Below are 25053 nucleotides of genomic sequence, written 5' to 3'. Positions count from 1 at the left end.
TGGTGCGCGCGTTCGAGCCCAGTTGACTGATGAGCGTATCGTTCGTGATCTTCCCGCCGCCGGGCGGTTCCCGCATCGGGGGTCCGGACAGGCAAGATGGGGGCGTGACCCTTATCGATCAGCTGCCGCCGAATGCCGACCCCGATGCCCTTTTCGAGGGCTTCTCCTCCTGGGCGGAGGGACAGGGCATCGCGCTCTATCCGGCGCAGGAAGAGGCGCTGATCGAGGTGGTCTCCGGGGCGAACGTGATTCTGTCCACCCCCACCGGATCCGGAAAGAGCCTGGTCGCGGCCGGTGCGCACTTCGCCGCACTGGCCCGGGACGAGGTCACCTTCTACACCGCGCCGATCAAGGCGCTGGTCTCGGAGAAGTTCTTCGATCTCTGCAAGCTCTTCGGCACCGAGAATGTCGGCATGCTGACCGGTGACGCGTCGGTGAACGCGGACGCGCCGGTGATCTGCTGCACCGCCGAGGTGCTGGCCTCCATCGCGCTGCGGGACGGCAAGGACGCCGACATCGGCCAGGTCGTGATGGACGAGTTCCACTTCTACGCCGAGCCGGACCGCGGCTGGGCCTGGCAGATCCCGATTCTCGAACTGCCGCAGGCGCAGTTCATCCTGATGTCGGCGACGCTGGGCGACGTCTCCCGCTTCGAGACCGATCTGACCCGCCGCACCGGCCGCCCCACCGCCGTGGTGCGCTCGGCGACCCGCCCGGTGCCGCTCAGCTACGAGTACCGCCGGACCCCGATCACCGAGACGCTGACCGAGCTGCTGGAGACCCGGCAGGCCCCGGTCTACATCGTGCACTTCACCCAGGCCGCGGCCGTGGAGCGGGCGCAGTCGCTGATGAGCATCAATATGTGCACCCGGGAGGAGAAGGACCGGATCGCCGAGCTGATCGGCAGCTTCCGCTTCACCACCAAGTTCGGCCAGAACCTCTCGCGCTATGTGCGGCACGGCATCGGGGTGCACCACGCCGGCATGCTGCCGAAGTACCGGCGGCTGGTGGAGAAGCTGGCGCAGGCCGGGCTGCTCAAGGTGATCTGCGGTACGGACACCCTGGGCGTCGGGGTCAATGTGCCGATTCGTACGGTTCTGTTCACCGCGCTCACCAAATACGACGGCACCCGGGTGCGCACCCTGCGGGCCCGTGAGTTCCATCAGATCGCGGGCCGCGCCGGGCGGGCCGGTTTCGACACGGCCGGCCTGGTGGCGGCACAGGCGCCCGAGCATGTGATCGACAACGAGAAGGCGCTGGCCAAGGCGGGCGACGATCCGAAGAAGCGGCGCAAGGTCGTCCGCAAGAAGGCCCCGGAGGGCTTTGTCGCCTGGTCGGACGGGACTTTCGACAAGCTCATCGGCTCCGATCCCGAGCCGCTGACCTCGCGTTTCCGGGTCACTCACACCATGCTGCTCTCGGTGATCGCCCGGCCCGGGAACGCCTTCGACGCGATGCGCAGGCTGCTGGAGGACAACCACGAGCCGCGCCGGAACCAGCTGCGGCACATCCGCCGCGCCATCGCGATCTATCGCTCGCTGCTGGACGGCGGTGTGGTGGAACGGCTGCCGGAGCCGGACGCCCAGGGCCGTATCGTCCGGCTCACCGTCGATCTCCAGCAGGACTTCGCGCTCAACCAGCCCCTCTCCACCTTCGCGCTGGCCTCCTTCGAGCTGCTGGATCCCGAGTCCCCCTCGTACGCCCTGGACATGGTCTCGGTGGTGGAGTCGACCCTGGACGACCCGCGCCAGATCCTCGCGGCCCAGCAGAACAAGGCGCGCGGCGAGGCGGTGGCGCTGATGAAGGCGGACGGGATCGAGTACGAGGAGCGGATGGAACGGCTCCAGGAGGTGACGTACCCCAAGCCGCTGGAGGAGCTGCTCTGGCATGCGTACGGCCTCTACCGCACCAGTCACCCGTGGGTCGGCGACCACCCGGTCTCGCCGAAGTCGGTCATCCGGGACATGTACGAGCGGGCGCTGACCTTCACCGAGTTCACCTCGTTCTACGAGCTGGCCCGGACCGAGGGCATTGTGCTGCGCTATCTGGCGAGCGCGTACAAGGCGCTGGAGCACACCATTCCGGATGACCTCAAGTCGGAGGATCTCCAGGATCTGATCGCCTGGCTCGGCGAGCTGGTGCGCCAGGTCGACTCCAGCCTGCTGGACGAGTGGGAGCAGCTGGCCAACCCCGAGGTGGAGACCGCGGAGCAGGCCCAGGAGAAGGCGGACCAGGTCAGGCCGGTCACGGCGAACGCGCGGGCGTTCCGGGTCCTGGTGCGCAACGCCATGTTCCGCCGGGTGGAGCTGGCCGCGCTGGACAAGGTGTACGAGCTGGGCGAGCTCGACGCGGAGTCCGGGTGGGACGCGGACGCCTGGGGCGAGGCGATGGACGGGTACTGGGACGAGTACGACGATCTGGGGACCGGCCCGGACGCGCGCGGACCGAAGCTGCTGCTCATCGAGGAGGACGCGCCGCACGGTCTGTGGCGGGTGCGGCAGATCTTCGCGGACCCGAACGACGACCACGACTGGGGCATCAGCGCGGAGGTGGATCTGGCCGCCTCCGACGAGGAGGGCCGCGCGGTGCTCCGCGTGACCTCGGTGGGCCGGCTCTGAGACCGGCCCCGTACGGCATCACCCGAGGACGAACACAGGAGAGCGCACGATGACGAACCCGGCCGAGCGCCTGGTCGATCTGCTGGACCTGGAGCGGATCGAGGTCAACATCTTCCGCGGCCTCAGTCCGAACGAATCCCTGCAACGGGTCTTCGGCGGCCAGGTGGCCGGGCAGGCCCTGGTGGCCGCCGGCCGCACCACCGACGGGGAGCGCCCGGTGCACTCCCTGCACGCGTACTTCCTGCGGCCCGGGATCCCCGGGGTGCCGATCGTCTACCAGGTGGAGCGGGTGAGGGACGGCAGGTCCTTCACCACCCGCCGGGTGACGGCGGTCCAGCGGGGCAAGACGATCTTCAATCTGACCGCCTCCTTCCACCGGCCGGAGGAGGGCGGCATCGAGCATCAGCTGCCGCCCCGGCTGGACTTCCCGGACCCGGAGACCCTGCCCACGGTCGCCGACGAGATCCGGGAGCATCTGGGAGCGCTCCCCGAGGCGCTGGAGCGGATGGCCCGGCGCCAGCCGTTCGACATCCGCTACACCGAGCGGCTGCGCTGGACGCCGGAGGAGATCAAGGAGAAGGAGTCGGACCCCCGCAGCGCGGTCTGGATGCGCGCGGTGGGCCCGCTCGGTGACGATCCGCTGGTGCACACCTGCGCGCTGACCTACGCCAGCGACATGACCCTGCTCGACGCGGTGCGGATCCCGGTGGAACCGCTCTGGGGACAGCGCGGTTTCGACATGGCGTCGCTGGATCACGCGATGTGGTTCCACCGCCCCTTCCGCGCGGACGAGTGGTTCCTGTACGACCAGGAGTCGCCGGTCTCGACCGGCGGGCGGGGTCTCGCGCGCGGCCGGATCTACAACCGCGAGGGCGAGCTGCTGGTATCGGTGGTGCAGGAAGGTCTGTTCCGCCCGCTCGGCGGCTGACCCCGTACACCGTCTTCACACGAGGAGATCGAATTGACCACTCTGTACGACATCCCGCTGCGCACCCTCGGCGGGGAGCCGACCTCGCTCGCCGACTGGCGGGGCCGGGCCCTGCTGGTGGTGAATGTCGCCTCGCAGTGCGGTCTGACACCGCAGTACGCGGGTCTGGAGCGGCTCCAGCAGCAGTTCGGCGAGCGGGGCCTGACCGTCATCGGCGTACCGTGCAACCAGTTCGCGGGCCAGGAGCCGGGGACCGCGGAGGAGATCGGCACCTTCTGCTCGGCGACCTACGGAGTGACCTTCCCGCTGCTGGAGAAGGCGGAGGTGAACGGTCCGGGGCGGCATCCGCTCTACGGCGAGCTGACGGCCGCGGAGGACGGCGAGGGCGCCGCCGGGGACGTCCAGTGGAACTTCGAGAAGTTCCTGATCAACCGGGAGGGCGAGATCGTGGCCCGGCTCCGGCCGCGCACGGAGCCGGAGGCGCCGGAGCTGGTCTCGGCGATCGAGGCCCTGCTCTGCGCCCGTCGGAGCCGCGCTCGCACTGACCCTGGTGAACCGTTTCCGGCCGGCCGGCCGGGCCCTTGGGCGGGCCCGGCCGGACGGTGCCGGTCACCGGATGGGCATCCCGGAGAGGGCGCGGGCGATCACCAGCCGCTGGATCTCGCTGGTGCCCTCGAAGATGGTGTAGACGGCGCTGTCCCGGTGCATGCGCTCGACCGGGTACTCCCGGGTGAAGCCGTTGCCGCCGAGGATCTGCACGGCCTGCGCGGTGACCTGCCGGGCGGTCTCGCTCGCGTACAGCTTCGACATCGATCCCTCGGCGGAGGTGAACGGCTTGCCCGTCGCCGCCATCCAGGAGGCCCGCCACACCAGCAGCCGGGCGGCGTCGATCCGGGTGCGCATATCGGCGAGCTGGAAGGCGATGCCCTGGTTGTCGATGACGGGGCGGCCGAACTGGGTGCGGGTCCGGGCGTAGTCGAGGGCGACCTCGTACGCGGCCCGCGCGGTGCCGACGGCCATGGCGCCGACGGCCGGGCGCGACGCCTCGAAGGTGGCCATGGCGGCATTGCCCGCCCCGGCGCCGGCGCGCCCGCCCGCGGCGCTCTCCCGGGCCCGGGCGAGGCGTTCGTCGAGCCGCTCCTTCCCGCCGAGCAGGCACTCCCCCGGTACGCGGACGCCGTCGAGCACCACCTCGGCGGTGTGCGAGGCCCTGATCCCGTGTTTCCTGAACTTCTGCCCCTGGGAGAGACCGGGTGTGCCGGGCGGCACGATGAAGGAGGCGTGTCCCCGGGAGCCGAGGGCGGGGTCGACCACGGCGACGACCACATGGACATGGGCGATGCCGCCGTTGGTCGCCCAGGTCTTGGTGCCGTCGAGGACCCACTCGCCGGTGACCGGATCGTGTACGGCACGGGTGCGCATGGCCCCCACGTCGGACCCCGCGTCCGGCTCCGACGAGCAGAAGGCCGCGACCCTGACGTCCTGCGCGTCGCCGTACATCTGGGGAACCCAGGTGCCGATCTGCTCCTCGGTGCCGTTCGCGAGCACCCCGACGGCCGCGAGGCCGGTGCCGGCGATGGAGAGTCCGATTCCGGCGTCGCCCCAGAAGAGTTCCTCCATGGTCATGGGTATGCCGAGACCGGTGGGGTCGAAGAACTGCGCGGCCTGGAAGTCGAGTGAGTAGATGCCGATCCTGGCCGCCTCCCGGATGACCGGCCAGGGAGTCTCCTCGCGTTCGTCCCACTCCGCGGCGGCCGGGCGCATCACCTCGGCGGCGAAGCCGTGCAGCCAGTCGCGGACCTGCCGCTGTTCCTCGTTGAGCTCACAGGAGAACTCCGCCATGTCCCCTCCACTGCACCGGTGTTGATCGCGCGTTACTTGCGGTAACGGGAGTCTGTTGCCGGGTGGTGGAGCATGTCAACCAATCCCCGCCGGATACCCGGGCGGCCCCGGTGAAGTGTTACTTTGCGCAGGCGTCAAGCACATCGACGGGCGGGGAGCCACCAGCATGGAGACCACACGACAGTCCTCCGATCACGATCGGCCGGCCGACCAGCGCCGCCGCGAACTGCTGGAGGCGGCGGACCGGGTGGTGCTCCGTGAGGGCCCGCATGCCTCGATGAACGCCATCGCGGCGGAGGCCGGGATCACCAAGCCGATCCTCTACCGCCACTTCGGCGACAAGGGCGGTCTCTACCGGGCGCTCGCCAAACGCCACACCGACGCGCTGCTCAACTCCCTGCGGGCGGCGCTGGACGCCCCCGCGGAGCGCCGCGAGCGGATCGAGGCGACCCTGGACACCTATCTCGCCGCGATCGAGACACGCCCCCAGGTCTACCGCTTCCTGATGCACCCCGCGGAGACCCCGCCGGGCCCCGGCGCGGCCGAACCCGGCTTCGACGTCGGCCGCCACTCGGCCCCGCTGCTGCGGCGCCTCGGCGAGGAGCTGGCGAAGGTGATCCACGACCGCGTCGACCTCGGCCCGGGCGGCGAACAGCTCGCCCGCGTCTGGGGCCACGGCATCGTCGGCATGATGCACGCCGCCGGCGATTGGTGGCTCGGCGAACGCCCCTGCTCCCGCCCCGAACTGGTCCGCAGCCTCGCCGACCTCCTCTGGGGCCGTCTCGCCGCCTTCCCGGACCGCGCCGGCGGCCCGGGCTTCTGACAGCGTGCGGGACCCGCACCGGGAAACAGGACCCGGGAGAATCAGCTCCTCCGTCGACTGAGGAGCGGGCGGCTCGACAGCCACCCCTCCCGCACACGGGAAACAGGACCCGCGAGAATCAGCCCCTCCGGCGATTGAGGAGCGGGGTCCGGGGCAGCGCCCCGGCAGGCGGCCCGCACCACGGGCGGCACCCCGGCACCCCCGCTACCCCGCCCAGCGCGCCCTCCGCGCCCGTCTCAGCACCCTCGCCCGCCGCCACCCCGCCAGCCGGTCCGGATACACCCGCCCCTCCAGGTGATCGCACTCGTGCTGAAGGCAGCGCGCGAAGAACCCCGTCCCCTCCACCCGAAGCGGCGTTCCGTCCGACCGGACCCCTTCCACCACCGCCCGGTCGAACCGCTCCGTCCCCGCCTCCAGGCCCGGCAGCGACAGACAGCCCTCCGGCCCGCGCAGCACCAGTCCGTCGGCCTCCACCAGCCGGGGGTTGACGACATGGCCGAGCCGGCGGATGTCGTCGTCGTCCGGGCAGTCCCAGACGAAGACCCGCAGCCCCACTCCGACCTGATTCGCCGCGAGCCCCACACCCTGCGCCGCGTACATCGTGGCGAACATGTCCTCGATGAGTTCCGCCAGCGGCGGACCGAAGTCGGTGACACTCTCACAGGGGGTGTGCAGCACCGGATCGCCGAGCAGCCTCATGGGCCGCACGCGTCCGGAACTGCCGGGAACAATCCGGTTTCGCATGGGCGCAAGCGTACGTTCCGCCGTGTCCCGGTCCGCTCACTCGGTGCCGAGGTAGGGGAGGCGGGCCGGACGTGGATAGGCTTGGGCCGACCGATGCAAGGAGGATCAAGGACGATGTCAGGCAACTCGGAGCCACTGACGCCGCGTGCCAAGCTCGCCGTGACGGCGGGCAGAGCCGCGGCCGCGGTCTCGCGTGCCGCCGGACGCGGCAGCGGTTCGGTGATCGGCGGCCGGGTCGCGCTCAAGCTCGACCCCGATCTGCTCGGGCGGCTGGCGCAACACCTGGACGTCGTCCTCGTGTCGGCCACCAACGGCAAGACGACCACGACCAGGCTGATCGCGGAGGCGCTGCGCGCCGCCGGCCCGGTGGTGTCCAACGCGCTGGGCGCCAACATGCCCGCCGGTATCACATCGGCGCTCGCCGGCGGCTCGGAATCCAAATTCGGTGTGATCGAGGTGGACGAGAAGTACCTCGCCGGAGTGGCCCGCGATGTCACCCCGAAGGCGATCGCACTGCTCAACCTCTCCCGCGACCAGCTCGACCGTGCCGCGGAGACCCGGATGCTCGCCGAGAAGTGGCGGGAGGGTCTCGCCGGTTCGAAGGCGATCGTCATCGCCAACGCGGACGACCCGCTGATCGTGTGGGCGGCCTCCTCGTCGCCGAATGTGGTCTGGGTCGCGGCGGGCCAGGAGTGGAAGGACGACGCCTGGTCCTGCCCGTCCTGCGGCGGTGTGATGCAGCGGCCCGGCGACGACTGGTTCTGCGGCGAGTGCGGCTTCCGCCGCCCCGCCCCGAGCTGGGTGCTCAACGGCGACTACGTACTCGACCCGCACGGTTCCGCCTGGCCGATCCGGCTCCAGCTGCCGGGCCGCGCGAACAAGGCGAACGCCGCCACCTCCGCCGCCGTCGCGGCCTGCTTCGGTGTGCCGCCGCAGGTGGCGCTGGAGCGCATGTACTCCGTACAGGCGGTCGCCGGACGCTATGACGTGGTCAGCTTCATGGAGCGTGATCTGCGGCTGCTGCTGGCGAAGAACCCGGCCGGCTGGCTGGAGACCTTCTCGCTGATCGACCCGCCGCCGACCCCGGTGATCCTGTCGGTCAACGCCCGCGGCGCGGACGGCACCGACACCTCCTGGCTGTGGGATGTCGACTACACCCGGCTGGCCGGCCACCCGATCATGGTGATCGGCGACCGGCGGCTCGACCTGGCCGTGCGCCTGGAGGTCGCGGGTCTGAACTTCCGGGTCTGCGACACGGTGGACGAGGCGGTGGGGATGGCGCCGCCCGGAAGGATCGAGCTGATCGCCAACTACACGGCCTTCCAGGACGTGCGCCGCCGCGTCGGCAACTGATCCGCGGACCACAGGACGTAAGGACTTACCAGCATGAACAGCAGCCTGCGGCTGGTGTGGGTCTACCCGGACCTGCTCAGCACCTACGGTGACCAGGGCAACGCCCTGGTCGTGGAGCGCCGGGCCCGGCAGCGCCGTCTCGATGTGCAGCGTGTCGACGTGCGGAGCGACCAGCCGATCCCCACCTCCGGTGACATCTATCTGATCGGCGGCGGCGAGGACCGGCCCCAGCGGCTGGCGGCCGAGCGGCTCCGCCGCGACGGCGGGCTCTCCCGGGCCGCCGAGAACGGCGCGATCATCTTCTCGGTCTGCGCCGGCTACCAGATCCTGGGCCATGAGTTCATCAACGACCTCGGTGAGCGCGAGCCCGGCCTCGGGCTGATCGACGTGGTCTCCACCCGGGGCGAGGGCGAGCGGTGCGTCGGCGATGTGCTCGCCGACATCGACCCGCGGTTCGGTCTCCCCCAGCTGACCGGTTTCGAGAACCACCAGGGCATCACCCACCTCGGCCCCACCGCCCGCCCCTTCGCCCGCACGGTCATCGGCCGGGGCAACGGGACCGGCGACGGCACCGAGGGCGCGTACAACGACACCGTCTTCGGCACCTATATGCACGGTCCGGTGATGGCCCGCAATCCGCAGATCGCGGATCTGCTGCTGAAGCTGGCGCTCGATGTGAACGCGCTGCCGCCGACGGACGACCACTGGTACGAGGCGCTCCGCAACGAGCGGATCAGCGCCGCGACCCAGCCCGCCTGACCGGCGGGGCGTCCCATCAGGCGGACGCCTCATTCGGTTCCCGCCACTCTGCGCCGGTAGGGTGGCGGGATCCAACCGGACGACGTGGTCCGGGATCCGGCCCACGTTGCAAAGGTTATCTCGGGCTATGCGCATTGGTGTGCTCACTTCCGGCGGCGACTGCCCCGGCCTGAACGCCGTCATCCGCTCGGTCGTGCACCGCGCCGTCGTCGACCACGGTGACGAGGTCATCGGCTTCCACGACGGATGGCGGGGCCTGCTGGAGTGCGACTACCGCAAGCTCGACCTGGACGCGGTGGGCGGCATCCTCGCCCGCGGCGGCACCATTCTCGGCTCCTCCCGGGTCCGCCCGGAACATCTGCGCGACGGGGTGGAGCGGGCCAGGGGCCATGTGGCCGATCTGGGGCTCGACGCGATCATCCCGATCGGCGGCGAGGGCACCCTCAAGGCGGCCCATCTGCTCTCCGAGGGCGGACTGCCGATCGTCGGTGTGCCGAAGACCATCGACAACGACATCTCGGCGACCGATGTGACCTTCGGCTTCGACACCGCGGTGGGCGTGGCGACGGAGGCCCTGGACCGGCTGAAGACCACCGCCGAATCGCATCAGCGGGTACTGATCGTCGAGGTCATGGGCCGGCACACCGGCTGGATCGCGCTGCACTCCGGAATGGCGGCCGGGGCCCACGCCATCGTGGTGCCCGAGCGCCCCTTCGACATCGAGGAGCTGACCCGCCGCGTCGGAGCCCGCTTCGAGGCGGGCAAGCGGTTCGCCATCGTGGTGGTCGCCGAGGGCGCCAAGCCGCGCGAGGGCTCGATGCACTGGGACGAGGGCGGCAAGGACATCTACGGCCACGAGCGGTTCGCGGGCGTGGCCCGGCAGCTCTCCATCGAACTGGAGCACCGCCTGGGCAAGGAGGCCCGTCCGGTGATCCTGGGCCATGTGCAGCGCGGTGGGACCCCGACGGCGTACGACAGAGTTCTCGCCACCCGTTTCGGCTGGCATGCGGTGGAGGCGGCGCACCGGGGCGAATTCGGGATGCTCACCTCGCTGCGGGGCACCGAGATCACCATGGTGCCGCTGGGGAAGGCCGTGGAGACGCTGAAGACCGTCCCGGACGAGCGGTACGCCGAGGCCGACTGCGTGCTCTGAGCGCACTGTCCCGAGAACCGCCCCCGGTCGCGAGCGCGTCCGGGGGCGGTTCTAGTCTGTTCCAGGCAAGCGGACAACCCCGTACGAATCAGGAGCCGGCGGATGGATCACAGCGGGCACGGCACATCGATGGATCTGCCGCCGTTCACGCTGGAGCGGGGGCTGGAGTTCTCGGCGGACCCGTTCTTCCTGACCGGCTGTCTGCTGGCGCTGGCGCTGTACGGCTGGGGTGTGCTGCGGCTGCGCGCCCGCGGTGACAGCTGGCAGATCGGCCGCACGCTGTTCTTCGTGACCGGTGTGCTGACGGTCATCCTGGCCACCTGCACCGGGCTCAATGAGTACGGCATGGTGATGTTCAGCGTGCACATGGTGCAGCACATGATCATCAGCATGGTCTCCCCCATCCTGCTGCTGCTGGGCGCGCCGGTGACCCTGACCCTGCGCGCGCTGCCGGTGGCCGCCCGCCGGGGCGCGAAGGGGCCGCGCGAGCTGCTGCTGGCGCTGCTGCACAGCCGCTATCTGAAGATCGTGACCCACCCGGCGTTCACCATTCCGCTCTTCATCGCGAGCCTGTACGCGCTCTACTTCACCCCGCTCTTCGACTTCCTGATGGAGTCCCGGCCGGGGCACATCGCGATGATGGTGCACTTCCTCGCCACCGGTCTGGTCTTCTTCTGGCCGATCATGGGTGTGGACCCGGGGCCGCACCGGCCGGGGTATGTGATGCGGATGCTGGAGCTCTTCGCGGGCATGCCGTTCCACGCCTTCTTCGGCATCGCGCTGATGATGGGCAGCGAGCCGCTGGTGACGACCTACGCGAATCCGCCGGCGTCGCTGGGGATCGACGCCCTCACGGATCAGCATGCGGCGGGCGGCATCGCCTGGGCGTTCAGCGAGATCCCGTCGGTGCTCGTGCTGATCGCCCTGGTCTTCCAGTGGTACCGCTCCGAGGAGCGCCGGGCCCGCCGGACCGACCGGGCCGCCGACCGGGACGGTGACAAGGAGCTGGAGGCGTACAACGCCTATCTGGCCTCCCTGAACGCGCGCGGCCGATAGCGGGGCGGGCGCCGGGCCGGAGCGGTACGGGAGCCGCGGGGAAGTCCGGCCGCCGGACGGCCCCCGGGCGGTAGCGCGAACCCGGTCGGCCGGGTGACGATGACCTTCGGAGTCCGAGGGGTCGTCCTGGGAGGGCGCGCATGTCCGGATCGTCGAAAACCATGGGGGTGCTCACGGTCTCGACTCTGGTGGTCGTGACCGCGTACACGGCGGCCCTCGGCAGCAACGGCTGGCTCTGGTTCGGCTGGGTGGTCCTCGGCCTGGTGACGATCGGGGTGGTCGCGGCCCGCGGCGACTGACCGCCGGCGCACCGGCGCGTACGGGACCCACCGCCCGTCCACCACATGGCGCAACCCGCACACAGGGTGACCGTGTGGTCACCTCACGTGATCCGAGCGGCCCGCCCTCCGTCCCCGTCCCCCATCCGGCGCAGTGCGGGGAGACGGGCACGGCGGCGCGCGCTCGGGCCCGTTCTCCCCCGCAACAGCCTTACGTGGCTGCTACATTGGTGCCATGAGCGGGATTTAGAGATTTCCAAGGGCGACCAGCAGCACGTCCGCCGTCGCGGCGGTCGGTGTCCGGCTGGTCGCGAAGCGTGCCTTCTCTCCCTGTGCAAGCTCCTTGGAAATCGGAGTCCCTTCGTCATGCCTCTCTTCGCGCGAACCGTGCGAGCGCCCAAAGCCGGCAGCTCGTCCCGCTCCCGCTGGGTCACCCTGGTCTTCCTGGCCCTGCTCCAGTTCCTGATCGTCGTCGATGTCACCGTGGTGAACATCGCCCTCCCCGCGATCCGGAGCGATTTCGATGTCGACACCCGGCAGCTCACCTGGGTGGTGACCGGCTACACCGTCGTCGGCGGCGGGCTGCTCATGGTGGGCGGGCGCATCGCCGATCTCTTCGGCCGCCGCCGGACCCTGCTGCTCGGCGCGCTGCTCTTCGGTCTGGCGTCGCTGGCCGCCGGTCTCGCCCCCTCGCTGGAACTGCTGATCCTGGCCAGGTTCGCCCAGGGAGCCGGGGAAGCCCTGGCCCTGCCCGCGGCGATGTCACTCCTCGCCCTGCTCTTCCCGGAGACCGTCTCGCGGTCGAAGGCGCTGAGTGTCTGGGCGACGGTGGCGAGCTCCGGGCTGGTGCTCGGCTTTCTGCTCTCCGGGGTCATCACGGAGTTCTTCCACTGGCGCTGGATCTTCCTCATCAACATTCCGGTCATCGCCCTGGTGCTCGGCGCGATCCTGCTGCTGGTCGAGCGGGACACGGTCACCGAGCGCACCGCGCTCGACCTCCCGGGCACCCTGCTGATCACGGCCGCGCCGCTGCTGCTGATCTTCGGAGTCATCGAGCTGGGCGAGGGGGAGCCCCGGCTCCCCCTCGCGATCGGTGCCCTGGTGGCGGCGGTGCTGTGCGCACTGGCCTTCGTCGCCGTGGAGCGGCGGGCGAGCCGGCCGCTGGTTCCCCTGTCCTTCTTCGCCAACCGGGTCCGGATGGTCGCGAACGGTGCCACGATCCTCCTCAGTGCCGGACTGTCGACCTCGTTCTTCCTGCTGACCATCCATCTCCAGGAGACCCGGGGGCTCTCGCCGATCGCGGCCGGGGTCACCTTCCTGCCGCTGGCGATCAGCCTGATCCTGATCTCCACGGTGGTGCCCCGCATCATCGAGCGCGCCGGGCTCACCCGTACCGCGGTGATCGGGATGACGGTCGCGGCGCTCGGTATCGCCTGCTTCGCGCTGCTCCCGGAGGACGGATCGCTCCTCACCGGGATCGTTCCGGGCATGGTGCTGCTCGCCTGCGGTATGGGGATCGGCCTCGTCGCGCTCCAGAACGCCGCGCTGCACGGGGTCACGGAGGCGGACGCGGGGATGGCCTCGGGCGTCCAGCGCTGCGCCGACCAGCTCGGCGGGGCCGGCGGTATCGCCCTCTACATCGGGATCGGCTTCTCCCCGCACCTCGGCGACAGCATCGACCCCTACACGGTCGCCTACGGGCTCGCCGCGGCCGGTCTGATCGCCGCGATCATCGCCGTACCGGCGATGTCCGCGGACCGCACCGCCGCCGAGGCCCCCGGGCGCCGGCAGGACTGAGCCCCGCGCCCTCGCGCCCCGCGGGGTCCGTGTCCGACGCCGTTCCGGCCGGATACGGGCCCCGCGGCCGTTCCGGGCACCGGCATGGGAATTCCCGATTCTCCGCCGGGGCAATGCCATATTGCTCCGGTGTTTCCCGGCCGGCCTTGACACCGGAGGAAGCCGATTGCCTGTCTCGCCGGCGAGACCGGTGGGGAAACAGGGGAGCCGTGCAATGCGGCCGTTCACAACCCGGGCCATCCACAAAGGCGTTCACCCGGGTCTACTCTGGCTGACAGCCGCGAGCCCTCCTGACAACAAAGTTACGGTGGTGGACACATGCTTCCGTCAAAGCCAGAGCTCACCGGAACAATTGGCGCTGTTTCCTCCACGCATTGGCTGGCGTCCAATGCGGGCATGAGAATACTGGAGAGCGGAGGAAACGCTTTCGACGCCGCCGCCGCGGCCGGATTTGTTCTCCAGGTCGTGGAACCCCACTTCAACGGCCCCGGCGGCGATGTCTCCATCGTCGCGCTCCGCGCCGGTGCCGAGTCCGCCGACGCGATCTGCGGCCAGGGGCCCATGCCCGGCCGGGCGGCACCGGAGGTCTTCGCCGCTCTGGGACTGACACACATTCCCGGGTCCGGGCTGCTGCCCGCCTGTGTACCGGGGGCATTCGGCGGCTGGCTGCGGCTGCTCGCCGAATTCGGCACCCTGCGTGTGGCCGATGTCCTCGGACCCGCGATCGAGTATGCGGAGCACGGATATCCACTGCTGCCGGAAACGGCACTCGCCGTGGAAATTCTCGCCCCGCTGTTCCGCGCGGAGTGGAAGGGGTCGGCAGAGGTGTGGCTTCCGGACGGACGGGCGCCGAAGGCGGGTTCCCGTTTCCGTAATCCCGCGCTCGCCCACACCTACCGGCGCATCATCAAGGAGGCCGAGTCCGCATCGGCGAATCGGGAAACCCAGATAGCGGCGGCACACGATGCCTTCTACCGGGGATTTGTCGCCGAGGAGATCGCGGAATTCCTCGCGGGTGGTGCGGTGCTGGACGCGACGGGACGCCGGCACCGGGCGCTGCTGACCGCCGACGATCTCGCCGGGTGGCAGCCGTCGGTGGAGAAGGCGGTGAGTCTCGACTACCGGGGACACCGGGTGTACAAGCCGGGCCCCTGGTCCCAGGGGCCGGTGTTCCTTCAGCAGCTCGCCCTGCTGGAGGGCTTCGATCTCGCCGGTATGGGCGCCGGCAGCGCCGACTTCCTCCATACGGTGGTGGAGTGCGCCAAGCTCGCCTTCGCCGACCGGGAGGCGTGGTACGGCGACCCGGATTTCGGTGAGGTGCCCCTGCCCGCGCTGCTCGGCGCGGAGTACTCCGGCCGGCGGCGGGCCCTGGTCGGCCCCGCGGCGGACCGGACGCTGCGCCCCGGGGCACCCGGCGGGCGGACCCCGTGGATACCGCTGTCGCCGCCCGGGACGGAGCCGGAGACGAACCCCGGCGCGGAGTGGATGACCCAGCTGCGGAACGGGCTGCCGACCGTGCTCCGGGCGACCGAGGCCAAGGGCGACACCTGCTGTGTGACGGTGACCGACCGCCGCGGCAACACGGTCGCCGCGACCCCGAGCGGCGGCTGGCTGAAGAGCTCCCCCGCCATGGCCGGGCTCGGCTTCGCGCTGGGCACCCGGGGACAGACCATGCATCTGGCCGGGGGCCATCCGAACTCCCTCGCGCCGGGCAAGCGCCCGCGGACCACGCTCAGCCCCACGGTCGTCCAGCGGGAGGGCGAGCCCTTCGCCGCCTTCGGCACCCCGGGCGGGGACCGGCAGGACCAGTGGACGCTCCAGTTCTTCCTCGCCGTCGCCGACTTCGGCCTCGATCTCCAGGCGGCGACCGAGACACTCGCCTTCCACACCGATCAGATACCGGCGTCCTTCACTCCGCGTCTCTCCCGGCCGGGCGTCCTGGTGGTGGAGGACAACTGCGACCCGGCGACCGCGGCGGAGCTCCGGCGCCGGGGCCATGAGGTGGAGCCGGTGCCCGCCTGGACGCTGGGGCGGGTCTGTGCCACCGGGTACGGCCCGCACGGCTTCGTCCGGGCCGCCGCCAGTCCGCGCGGCCGGCGGCCGTACGCGATATGCGGCTGAGGCGGGCGGCGGCACCCGGCACGGAAGCGCAACAGCGGCACGAAACAGCGGGACGGCGGGAATCCGGCAGGTCGCCGGACCACTCAACCGGTCACTCCGAGGGAGGCCCTGTGAGGCAGAGAGAAGCGTTGTCCGCGATCACGGTGCACCATGTCGGTGTCCAGACCGCCGATCTGGAGAACTCGGTCGGCTGGTATCGGGAATTCTTCGGCTGCACCGTGTCCTGGACTCTCGACGAATTCTCCGAGCTGACGCGTTCCCGGCTGCCCGGCATCGAGCGGCTGGTCGAACTCGTCCGCGGCGACGTCCGGTTCCACCACTTCAGTCTCCGTCCGGGCGAAGCCGGACGGCCCCCCGCGGCGGCCGGTCAGTTCCAGCATGTGTGTTTCCGGGTCGCGAACGCCGAGGAGCTGGCGCGGTGGCGGTCGCGCTGGCTGGAGCTGTACGCCTCGGGCCGCTGGAGCTTCGCGGTGCCGGAACGGGCGACGGAGATCGACACCGACAAGGAGGGCGTGCAGTCGTTCTACGCCCTCGACCCGAACGGGCTGGAGTTCGAGTTCACCCATGTACCGGGTGATCCGCGATGAGTTCACTGGAGATCCGTCCCGGACATCTGTCGCTGCCGGACAGCGGCGAGTGGGAGTACGGGGGCTATCCATACGGACTGGAGCCGCTCACCCTGCCGCCGGCCCCGCCGGCGGCGGACCGGGTTCCGCGTCCGGACTCCGCGCCGGCGCTCCGGGAGTGGCGCTCCCGGCCGCCGGAGTTCCACCCCGCCGGTGTCCCCCCGGAGATCACCGTGGATCCGCGAGACCCGCTCGGCGTCGACCGGCTCTTCTGGTTCCGCTGGATCACCGGGCATCAGGTGACCTTTGTGCTCTGGCGGTTGCTGGCCGCCGCGGCGCGCGGCGCGGAGCAGGCGGGCGGCGCCGGGCCGGACGCACGGGCGGCCGAGCGGGCCCGCCGGTATGTGCGCGGCTACTCACTGATGCTGCTCTACACCAGTTCCTGTCCGCGCGAGGTGTACAACCGGCTGATACGGCCGAGTCTGGCACTCCAGCACCGGCATCTCAGCGGTTCCTGGGCCCAGGATTTCCATCCGGTCCGCTCACTGCTCCGGGGCCGGATACCGGCCGGGCTCGACGACCGGACCGCCTCGCTGCGCGAGGAGTGCCGGCTGAACCAGCGTGTCCACGAGGGGATCGCGGCGAAGCTGGTGCCGTCCGGTGTCTCGCTGCTCCAGCGCACCGCCGAGCACGAGGGGCAGCGCTTCCTCCACCGCGACCTGCTGTCGTCGCTGTACGACTGCGTCTTTCTCACCGTGCGGGCGCCGCTCGCGCAGGAGTTGGTGGTCACCCAGCTGGCCCGGCGGCTGCACGCCATCCGGCTGGATCTGCTGGCGAACGGGCTCTACCCGGGGTACGCCTCCAGCTCCCACGAGGAGTCGGACGCTCTGCGGGATCCATCCGTGGCCCGGTGCAAGCGGAATCTGCTTCCGGAACTGTCGGAGCTCTGCGGGACCGCGGTCGCGTCGTTGGGGTGAACCGGCCCGGCCGGCCTTCCCGCGGATCCCGGGGGACGGCCGGCCGGGCGGCGGGCTCATGCGCGGCCGGCGCGGAGTTCCCTCTCGACCCTGCGGCGGTCCACCTTGCCGGTGGACCCCAGCGGGAGGGCGGGCACGGCCACGAAACGGTGCGGCACCGCCCAGGAGGGGAGCCGCGCCCGGCAGTGATCGCGCAGCGCGCCCGCGCCCGCCGCCTCTTCCGTACCCGTACCCGTCCCCGTACTCGTACCCGTCCCTGTACCCGCACTCGTACTCGTACTCGTACCGACATCCATACCTGTACCTGTAGCGACCACGACGGCCGTCAGCCGGGAGTAGTCATCACGGACATCGACCTTGACCACACAGCACTCCGCGACCCCGGGGTGGCGGCGCAGGACGCTCTCCACCTCCTCCAGTTCGAAGCGCTGCCCGCGCATCTTGATCATGTTGTCGGTCCGGCCCAGGAAGGCGTACCGGCGGCCGGGGAGGACGCGGACCCGGTCACCGGTGGCGTACGCACGGCCCCCGGGGTAGGAGGCGCCGAAGCGGAACCGCGAGCCGTCCCGCTCGGGTGCACCCCAGTAGCCCGCGGCCACCGCGGGGCCCGCCACCACGAGTTCGCCCTCGGCCCCCACGGTCTCGACCCGCTTCCCGCCGTCCTCGACCCAGCATGCGGCGGGGCCCGCGGCCCTGCCGATGGGGACCGGTCCGGTGGGCGGCTCGGTGACGACCTCGAAGGTGCAGCCATTGGTCTCGGTGGGTCCGTAGAAGTTGATGAACCGGGCGAGCGGCGCGCGGGCCATCAGGGCGGCGAGCCGCTGATGGGGGAAGACGTCCCCGGCGAAGACGACGGTGCGCAGGGAGGCCAGCCGTTCCCGGGCCCGTACCGGCTCCAGGGCCGAGAGCCGGGCGAGCGGATAGGGGACCGAGAGCCAGACGGTGATCCCGCGTTCCGCTATCCACTCGGCGAGTTCGGCGCCGAAGCCGGAGAGCTCGCGCGGGACCGGTGCCGCGGCGGCGCCCGCCAGCGCGGAGCCGAGCAGGGTGGCGACGGCCACATCGAAGTGCAGTGGCGCGTGGCAGGCGAATACATCGGTGGGACGGAGCCCGAGTTCCGCGTTCATCCAGGTGAGAAACGCCAGAGCACCCTCACCCGTGTGTGCGACGCACTTGGGGACACCGGTGGAGCCGGAGGTGGGAAGGAGATAGGCGATCCGCCGGCCGTCGGCCGCGACGGGAGTGAGTTCCGCCGGGGCGAGGTCGTCCCACTCCAGCCGCCCGGGGTCCGGGCCGCCGGCGGGCGCCGGACCGGGGGTGAGCGCCAGGCGGCGCGGCAGCGGTACGGCGCGGGCGAAGAGGTCGAGGAGTTCCCGGTCGCCCACCACCGCGGCGGGCGAGCAGACCCGGGCGACCGCGGCCCACCGGGCGGGCGGCGAGGCCGGATCGAGCGGTACGTACACCGCGCCGGCGGCCAGGATCGCATGCATCGCGGCGACCGGCCGGGCGCCGGTGCGCGCGGTGAGCAGCATCACCCGGTCGCCCTCGCGCACCCCCAGTTCACGGAGTCCGGACTGCACCCGGCCCGCCAGGGCGGCCAGTTCGGCGTGGGTGACCCGGCCGTCCGGGCCGCCCGTCAGCGCGGGCGTCGCCGGCCCGGTCGCGGCGGCCCCGGCCAGGAGCGCCGAGAGTCGTAAGGAGGACATGGACATGATCGAATCGCCCCAATCGGTGGATCTTCCGGAACACGCGCCGCACTGCGAGATCGGCTGTGCGGCCCATGTGGCGAAGCGGGTGGGTGTGGACTTTCCCCGGCAGGTGACCGGCTCCCAGTGGGCCCTGCGCACCTTCGTCCGCGAACCGGGGGAGATTCCGCAGCCGCTGCTGGACCGCACCCATCTCTCCTTCGGCGCGCACGGAGAGGGCTGGCCCGCCGCGCTGGCCCGGATCACCGGGGGCCGGGTCGTCGACCGCCGGGTGACGCGCGGGGAGCTGCCGGAGACGCTGCGGCACGATCTCACCGTCGGCGGGACACTGCTCTTCCTGGAGGACCGCGGCTGCCCGTGGCTGAAGTCGGCCGGGCCGGGGCTGCTTCCGCACACCGTGGCCCCCGACGGGGTGGACGCGGCCGGGGTCTGGCAGCTCGCCGAGGGGCACAGCTGGTGGGCCGGCCGCTATCCGATGTCCGAGGAGGAGCTGCTGCGGGCCGCCTATCCGGACCCCGATCCGCACAACATCGCGGGCCGGGTGCTCAGTCTCCATCTCGCCCTGGAGCCGGACCGGCGGGAGGCACTGGACGAACTCGCCCTGTGCCGGCTGGGTGAGAGCGTGCGGGAGTACCTCGCCGGCGGCGGGGGCCGGCTCGACACCCCGGCCGGCACACTGCGGTGGACCGACGGGGAGGCGGCGGTCGGGGAGCTGGTGGAGCGGCTGCGCGGCTGGACCCATCTCTGCGAGCTCGCGGGCACCGACGGGCCGAGCGATGAGCAGCGGATCGATCTCGCGATCGGCAGACATCTCTTCCTGGCGCTGGCGGACGAGCTGGCCTTCACCGCGTACACACGGGCCGGGACCCACCGGCTGACCCGCCGGCTCGGCCCGCCGGACGGGCACGGTGAGCTCCCCGCACCGGCGTGGCACCGTGCCTGGCGGAGTGCCCAGCGCTTCTACCGGACGCTCCGGCCGGAGCACTTCGACGCCCTCCGCCGGGATCTCGAATCGGCGGGCCGGGCGGACGCGGCGGGCGCGCGGGCGCTGGCCGGGGTGGTGTAGCCACGACCGGCGGGCACCGCTCGCGGGGGTGTTCATGTGACGGCGCCGGCGAAGAGATCGTGGCGGCCCGCCGGGTCCGGCGACGGCGGGCCGACGCGGATGTACTCCTCGTGGGGGAATGCCTCCAGGAGTTCCTCCGGTGTCAGGGCGAACCACCCGGAATCCGGCGGGATCTGGGTGACATGGCTGCGCAGCGCGTCGAGCCTGCGGGTGATGGCGTCGCGGCCGACCTCGACGAGGGTGGTGATCCGGTCGTCGTCGAAGGCGCTCGGCGGATGGTTCAGCCCGCCCTCGTAGGGGCTGGGCACTCCGCGCCGTACGCAGGCATCGTGCAGGGCCAGGTGCCGGCGCCGGGAGAAGGCGATGTGGTGGACGACGGGCGGGTGGTCGAGCAGTTCGACGGCGCGGGTCAGCACCTCGTTCACCCGGATGTGGTCGGGGTGCGGGTCGCGGGTGTGGTTGGTGCCGTAGCCCACGACGGTGTGGGGCCGCTCCTGCTCGATCAGCCGGGCGAGCCCGGCCGCGGCCTCGTCCAGTGGGACCCGGATGAAGGCCCGGTCGCCGCCGGCGGTGCCGTCCGTGCCGGAGTCGCGATAGCCGAGCGTGTGGGTGGCGGCGTAGCCGAGCCCGCGGGCGCTGGCCTCCAGTTCGGCCGCGCGGGTCCGGATGAACTCCTGTGGGGTGAAGGAGTCGCCGGCCGCCGGGTTGAGCACCGCTCCGGCGCCGCCGTCGGTACAGGTGACCAGGACGGCGCGGACGCCTTCCGCGGTGTAGCGGGCGACCGTGGCGGCGCCGCGCGACGCCTCGTCGTCAGGGTGGGCATGCACGGTGAGCATGCGCAGGGTCATGTGCTGTTTCCTCGCTCTCGGTCGGGGGTGCCGGATCTCGGTGCCGGATCTCATTCCGGGGACCACAGGCGCGCCGCGGCCGGGCCGAGTGCCCGCAGCGCCGGTTCGAAGATCTGGCTGTCGCGGCCGAGCCAGATCTTGAACCACTCCCGCCCGCCGGCGTCCCGCTCCACCCCCAGCAGCACCCCGGATTCGCCGACGACGCGCTCCCGCACCTCGGACACCGCTGTTCCGGCCGGCGGGCGGAGCAGGGCGAAGGGGGCTCCGCCGTGATGGAGCACCGCGTCCCCGGGCAGCCCGGCGTCACCCAGGGCGGTACGGAGCAGGCCGGCGTGGCGGGTCGCCTCCCGCTTGCGGCGCGCGGTGAAGCGGGCCGGTTCCGGCCCGGCCAGCCAGGACGCCATCGCCGCCTGCGCGCGGAAGTTGGCGGTGGGCTCCCGCAGACACCGCCACCGGCCGGAGTAGGCGGTGACCAGTCCGGGGCTCCCGGCCATCACACCGAGCGCCCATCCGCTGCAGGCGAACTGTTTGCTCAGGCTCCGCACCGAGATCAGCAGCTCCCGGCCGATGAGCCGGTCCAGCAGCCGGACCGCGCTGGTGGGGCGGACATCGCCGGTGGTCAGCCCGTAGAAGGCGTTGTCGACGACGACGGGGGCCCGCTCCGCCTCGGCGAGGTCGGCGACGGCGGCCAGGAATTCGGGAGTCCAGTTGCCTCCCCAGGGGTTGTGCTGGGGGTTGACCAGGATCCCGGCGATGGCCAGGCCCTCCCGGCGGCAGCGGTCCACCGCCTCCCGGAGATGGGCGGGCTCCGGCCCGAGCGGTGACTCGGCGGGCACCTCGTATCCGATGGGCCGGTGGCCGGTGTCGCGCACCGACACCTCGTATCCCCAGCCGGGGCGGGGCAGCAGTACGGCGGACGGCTCCGGCCTGGCGGCCTTGAGCATCCGCAGCACATCGAAGACGGCCGCGCCGGTGCCGGACCAGGTCACACTGACCAGGGGATCGGAGATCGCGGCCCACTCCTCGTCCCGGGGCAGCCACTCCGCCAGACGCCGGCGGAGCTCCGGGAGCCCGTACTGGGAGAAGACGAGTCCGTCGCAGGGCTGTGCGTCCTGTGCGTGCAGGGCCTCGCGGAGTCCCGGCGGAACCGCCTCCCCGTGGTCGGCCACATGGAGCAGATAGAGCGGCAGATCCCGCCGGACCCGGTCCAGCATCCAGTCGGCGGTCGGGTCGTCGAAGGGACGCAGGGTGTCGACGGCGGTGCGGCGGATCAGCGCGCGGTCGTCGGTGGCCGTCCGGGGGGAGCCGGCGAAGGGCCCCCGTACCGCGGCGGTCACCGTCCCGCTCCCCGGGCGAGTCCGGGCACGGCCTCCGCCATCTCCCGGACGGATTCCAGCAGTGCCACATAGCGCGCCCGGTGGTCGCCGCCGGGGCCGTCATCGGCGCCGGGGCCGGCCGGGCGCGCCGTTCCGGGCACCTCCCCCAGCGCCTCGGCGTCGATCTTCCCGGGGTCGGCGTGGTAGATCCGCGAGCCGCAGATCACCTCGCCGGCGGTCTCGAACCCCGCCGCGGCCATCCGTTCGGAGCTGAGCCAGGACTTGTGGAGGGCGGATTCGAGCACCTCGTACTCCTCCCGGGGCATCGGGTCGCCGTCCTCGCGGGCCTCCGCGATCTCCTGGAGCAGAAAGGCGTGGTCGACGATGAGCTCGGGGGCCGGGGTGGTGATGACGACCCGCTGGGCGGCGATCCTGGCCAGTTCGCGCACGGCGGGCACCACATCGGCGGGGTAGAGGTGTTCGACGGTCTCGGTGCAGAGGGCGGTGTCCACCGCGCGGTCGCCGAGGACGAGGGCGGTGGCGGGGCAGATGTCCAGCCGGTCGTAGATCCGGTGGCGTCGGGCCGGCGCGGCGGCGCGGGCGGAATTGTCCATGCCGTACAGACGGCCGGGGGTGGTGATGCCCTGCTCGAGCCAGCTCTCGGTGTGTCCCCACCCGGTTCGCAGCAGATATCCGTATGTGCCCGGGCCGCAGCCGACATCGGCCACCGAGGCGCCGCGCACCAGTTGCAGGGCTTTCCAGACCAGCGGGGGCGGGCTCACCTGTGCGGTGGTCCGGTTCCAGAGGCGGTAGGGCCTCATGGTGTACTCCTCTTTCGCTCGGGGGTCGGGTTCCGGTGCCGGGGGATGGGCGGTCAGGGGCGGAAGGAGCCGTGGCGGACGGCGGAGAAGAGCGCCGGGGAGGCTCCGTGGCCGACCCGCGCCACTTGGACGGGCTGTCCCTTCATGCAGAAGGTGACGCTGTGCATGGCCCACTCCTCCGGCCCGGCCACCCGCTCGCAGGAACGCCAGAAGTCCAGCGTCCGCCCCTGGTAGCGGGGGTTGCGCAGGGGTTCCACGGGTTCTCCGCCGCGGATGCGCCAGGCCAGCTCGCAGGTGAAGTGGAACTCCTCGCGCAGTGCGTCGATGGAGAAGGAGTGGTTGCCGCAGAGCAGGATTCCGCTGCCGAGCTCGGCGAGCAGATCCCGCCGGGAGCCGGAGCCCGGCAGGAGATTGACATTGGTCATGCGGACGAGGGGGAGCGCTGCGCCCTCGGACCTGGCGCCGGCGGCGGTGACCGGGCGGCCCGAGACGGCCGCCACGGACTCGCTGCTCAACAGGCCCACCAGGGTGCCCCGGTCGATCAGCGGCGCGGGGCGGGCGGGTGTGCCCTCGTCGTCCCACGGCATGGCGCCCACTCCGGTGCCGGTCGGATCGGCGACGACCGAAACATGCGCGGAGCCGTAGGCGAGCCGCCCGATGTCGCCGGCGGTGACGAAGGAGCCGCCGGCGTAATCGGTCTCCCAGCCCAGGATCCGGTCCTCCTCCAGTGGGTGGCCGACGGATTCATGGAGCTGGAGGGCGAGCTGGCCGGAGTCGATGACCACGGGGCCGGTGCCCTCCGGGCAGGGGCGCGCGCGGGAGAGGAGCACGGCCTCGCCGGCGGCCCGGACGGCTCCCTCGGGGAGACCGAGCGCCAGTATGTGCTCCCAGCCGGCGCAGGCATGCCGTCCGGTCCGCTCCGGGTAACTGCGCACCCCCGGACCGGAGGGGCCGTCGGCGGTGGCGCGGACCCAGCCGCCGGTCTCCGCGGACTCCTTGGTGAGGTCGCCGCCGTCGCTGGTGAGCAGCCGGGTACGGCGCAGCCTCGCGGAGATCTCGGCCTCCGCCCGGTCACAGCCGGACACCGCGACGGCGCGGGACACCGCCTCGCGGGCGAGCTCTTGGCGCACCGCCGCGGGGACGTCCGCCGGGTCGATGACGACGGGGGTCCGGTAGGTGCGCACGGCGGGCGGCGCGGGCCGGCGGGGCGGGGGCGCGGCCGGGCCGCCGGGCGGGCGCCGGGCCAGCAGACAGGCCCGCTCGGCCAGATCGGCGATGCCCCGCCGGCCGGACACGGTGCCGTGGGCGACACCGATGGCGCCGTCCCGGTGGACCCGGACGCCGATCTCCCGGTGTTCGTGCCGGGTGTGACGGGTCCCGGCCGCCGTGTCCGCCCCGGTGATCTCCTGTGCCGTGGTGTCGAAGTGCACCACGGTGTGGGCGGCGCCGCCGCGGCGGGCGGCCCGGAACGCGACCCCGGCGAGCGTCTGCGCGCTATCCATCGTTCGCCCGGGAATAGACCGAGACATGGTAGCGGCTCGCCGCGGTGAAAACACCGCTCTCGAAATCGGCGCAGCGGCTGCGCAGTGCGAGTCCTGCCACCCTCGCCATCACATCGAGTTCGGCCGGATGGGAATAGCGCAGGGTATAGGGGAAGAATCGTGTTCCGGTCTCGCCCATCACGATGTGATGGGCGGTGACGGTCTGTGCGACGGGGTCGTGTTTGGTGACATCCAGATGCACGGCCGCTTTCTCCAGCTCCACCACTCCGATGTCATTTCCTGCGGGGAGGTGCCCCGGGTTGAGGCATTGCAGTACGAGCAGACCGCCCGGCTCCAGATGCCGGGCGGCGGATCGCAGACAGTCGATCTGCTCCTCCTGGGTGAGCAGACAGAAAAGCGTGTTGAACACGGCGAAGACGACTCCGAAACGGCTGTCCCCGAGGTCGAGCCGGCCGAAGTCCTGTTGATGGGTGCGCACTTTGGCGTCGCTCTTGCGGTGCAGGACCTCCAGCATGCGCGGTGAGCTGTCCACCCCGTGGACCTCGGCGCCCAGCGCCGCGAGGGGGACGGCGACCCGGCCCGTACCGACGCCGAGTTCCAGTAGCGGACGGCCCTCGGCCAGCCGGGCGAGAAAGCGTGCCGCGCTGTCGGCGTCCGGCGGCGGGCCCGCGTCTCCCGGCCATTCGTCGTAGACATCAGCGAATTTCTCACCGTAGCTCGCGTAATCTTCTTTCTCCGTCATCTTCCCATCCTGTTTCATGAATTCAGTGGGTACGCTG

21 protein-coding genes and 1 pseudogene are annotated in these 25053 nt (G+C 71.6%); 14 read left to right on the top strand and 8 right to left on the bottom strand.

Annotated elements, in window-relative coordinates:
• Positions 1-104 precede the first annotated feature (104 nt).
• From AAFN69_RS27210 to AAFN69_RS27200, 3 genes and pseudogenes are all read left to right on the top strand, one after another.
• On the top strand, positions 105-2618 hold the full coding sequence (locus tag AAFN69_RS27210; RefSeq protein WP_347731458.1) for a DUF3516 domain-containing protein: 2514 nt from the start codon (positions 105-107) through the stop codon (positions 2616-2618).
• A gap of 49 nt (positions 2619-2667) precedes the next feature.
• Positions 2668-3546, top strand: coding sequence for an acyl-CoA thioesterase II (locus AAFN69_RS27205; RefSeq protein ID WP_347731457.1), 879 nt, complete (start codon positions 2668-2670; stop codon positions 3544-3546).
• A 33-nt stretch (positions 3547-3579) separates the two neighbouring features.
• Positions 3580-4068 (top strand): annotated as a pseudogene (locus AAFN69_RS27200) (glutathione peroxidase); the annotation flags it as partial.
• Positions 4069-4155: 87 nt separating this feature from the next.
• On the opposite strand, the gene AAFN69_RS27195 reads toward AAFN69_RS27200, so the two are convergent.
• The gene (locus AAFN69_RS27195; protein ID WP_347731456.1) at positions 4156-5388 is read right to left on the bottom strand and encodes an acyl-CoA dehydrogenase family protein; all 1233 of its coding nucleotides are present in this window, start codon (positions 5386-5388) and stop codon (positions 4156-4158) included.
• Positions 5389-5554: 166 nt separating this feature from the next.
• On the opposite strand from AAFN69_RS27195, the gene AAFN69_RS27190 reads away from it, so the two are divergent.
• Positions 5555-6211, top strand: coding sequence for a TetR family transcriptional regulator (locus AAFN69_RS27190; protein ID WP_347731455.1), 657 nt, complete (start codon positions 5555-5557; stop codon positions 6209-6211).
• A 204-nt stretch (positions 6212-6415) separates the two neighbouring features.
• On the opposite strand, the gene def is transcribed toward AAFN69_RS27190, so the two are convergent.
• Positions 6416-6955, bottom strand: a complete 540-nt coding sequence (def, locus tag AAFN69_RS27185; RefSeq protein WP_347731454.1) for a peptide deformylase — start codon at positions 6953-6955, stop codon at positions 6416-6418.
• Between the two features lie 114 nt (positions 6956-7069).
• On the opposite strand from def, the gene AAFN69_RS27180 reads away from it, so the two are divergent.
• The 9 genes from AAFN69_RS27180 to AAFN69_RS27140 all read left to right on the top strand — a co-directional run bounded on the left by AAFN69_RS27180 (position 7070) and on the right by AAFN69_RS27140 (position 17015).
• Positions 7070-8308, top strand: coding sequence for a MurT ligase domain-containing protein (locus AAFN69_RS27180; RefSeq protein ID WP_347731452.1), 1239 nt, complete (start codon positions 7070-7072; stop codon positions 8306-8308).
• 33 nt (positions 8309-8341) lie between these two features.
• Positions 8342-9067, top strand: coding sequence for a glutamine amidotransferase (locus AAFN69_RS27175; RefSeq protein WP_347731450.1), 726 nt, complete (start codon positions 8342-8344; stop codon positions 9065-9067).
• Positions 9068-9194: 127 nt separating this feature from the next.
• Positions 9195-10220 carry a 6-phosphofructokinase gene (locus tag AAFN69_RS27170; protein ID WP_347731449.1) on the top strand — a complete coding sequence of 342 codons (1026 nt, stop codon included), beginning with the start codon at positions 9195-9197 and terminating at the stop codon, positions 10218-10220.
• A gap of 102 nt (positions 10221-10322) precedes the next feature.
• Positions 10323-11276: a cytochrome c oxidase assembly protein gene (locus AAFN69_RS27165; protein ID WP_347731447.1), complete on the top strand. Its 954-nt coding sequence runs from the start codon at positions 10323-10325 to the stop codon at positions 11274-11276.
• Between the two features lie 140 nt (positions 11277-11416).
• Positions 11417-11575, top strand: coding sequence for a hypothetical protein (locus AAFN69_RS27160; protein ID WP_347731446.1), 159 nt, complete (start codon positions 11417-11419; stop codon positions 11573-11575).
• A gap of 366 nt (positions 11576-11941) precedes the next feature.
• On the top strand, positions 11942-13351 hold the full coding sequence (locus AAFN69_RS27155) for an MFS transporter (protein WP_347731445.1): 1410 nt from the start codon (positions 11942-11944) through the stop codon (positions 13349-13351).
• Positions 13352-13669: 318 nt separating this feature from the next.
• On the top strand, positions 13670-15472 hold the full coding sequence (locus AAFN69_RS27150) for a gamma-glutamyltransferase (protein ID WP_347731444.1): 1803 nt from the start codon (positions 13670-13672) through the stop codon (positions 15470-15472).
• 110 nt (positions 15473-15582) lie between these two features.
• On the top strand, positions 15583-16059 hold the full coding sequence (locus tag AAFN69_RS27145) for a VOC family protein (RefSeq protein WP_347731443.1): 477 nt from the start codon (positions 15583-15585) through the stop codon (positions 16057-16059).
• On the top strand, positions 16056-17015 hold the full coding sequence (locus AAFN69_RS27140) for an L-tyrosine 3-hydroxylase (RefSeq protein ID WP_347731442.1): 960 nt from the start codon (positions 16056-16058) through the stop codon (positions 17013-17015). The genes AAFN69_RS27145 and AAFN69_RS27140 overlap by 4 nt, the downstream gene beginning before the upstream one ends.
• A gap of 56 nt (positions 17016-17071) precedes the next feature.
• Here AAFN69_RS27140 and AAFN69_RS27135 read toward each other — a convergent pair whose 3' ends face one another.
• Positions 17072-18721, bottom strand: coding sequence for an amino acid adenylation domain-containing protein (locus AAFN69_RS27135; protein WP_347731441.1), 1650 nt, complete (start codon positions 18719-18721; stop codon positions 17072-17074).
• Positions 18722-18725: 4 nt separating this feature from the next.
• Here AAFN69_RS27135 and AAFN69_RS27130 point away from each other — a divergent pair, with 4 nt between their 5' ends.
• Positions 18726-19787: a hypothetical protein gene (locus AAFN69_RS27130; RefSeq protein WP_347731440.1), complete on the top strand. Its 1062-nt coding sequence runs from the start codon at positions 18726-18728 to the stop codon at positions 19785-19787.
• Positions 19788-19819: 32 nt separating this feature from the next.
• On the opposite strand, the gene AAFN69_RS27125 is transcribed toward AAFN69_RS27130, so the two are convergent.
• From AAFN69_RS27125 to AAFN69_RS27105, 5 genes are read right to left on the bottom strand one after another with little or no spacing between them, the layout of a single operon-like run.
• Positions 19820-20635, bottom strand: a complete 816-nt coding sequence (locus AAFN69_RS27125) for a PIG-L family deacetylase (RefSeq protein WP_347731439.1) — start codon at positions 20633-20635, stop codon at positions 19820-19822.
• Positions 20636-20685: 50 nt separating this feature from the next.
• Positions 20686-21972 (bottom strand): pyridoxal phosphate-dependent aminotransferase, encoded by a 1287-nt coding sequence (locus tag AAFN69_RS27120; protein ID WP_347731438.1) that lies wholly within the window; start codon positions 21970-21972, stop codon positions 20686-20688.
• Positions 21969-22772, bottom strand: a complete 804-nt coding sequence (locus AAFN69_RS27115) for a class I SAM-dependent methyltransferase (RefSeq protein WP_347731437.1) — start codon at positions 22770-22772, stop codon at positions 21969-21971. The genes AAFN69_RS27120 and AAFN69_RS27115 overlap by 4 nt, the downstream gene beginning before the upstream one ends.
• A gap of 53 nt (positions 22773-22825) precedes the next feature.
• Positions 22826-24274 carry a TldD/PmbA family protein gene (locus tag AAFN69_RS27110; RefSeq protein ID WP_347731436.1) on the bottom strand — a complete coding sequence of 483 codons (1449 nt, stop codon included), beginning with the start codon at positions 24272-24274 and terminating at the stop codon, positions 22826-22828.
• Positions 24267-25016: a class I SAM-dependent methyltransferase gene (locus tag AAFN69_RS27105; protein ID WP_347731435.1), complete on the bottom strand. Its 750-nt coding sequence runs from the start codon at positions 25014-25016 to the stop codon at positions 24267-24269. The genes AAFN69_RS27110 and AAFN69_RS27105 overlap by 8 nt, the downstream gene beginning before the upstream one ends.
• Between the last annotated feature and the right edge of the window lie 37 nt (positions 25017-25053).

The sequence above is a fragment of the Streptomyces sp. CAU 1734 genome, assembly GCF_039888735.1.
Lineage (GTDB): Bacteria > Actinomycetota > Actinomycetes > Streptomycetales > Streptomycetaceae > Streptomyces.
The sequence above is the reverse complement of the archived record's forward strand: the minus strand, read 5'-3'. Positions and strand labels throughout refer to the sequence as shown.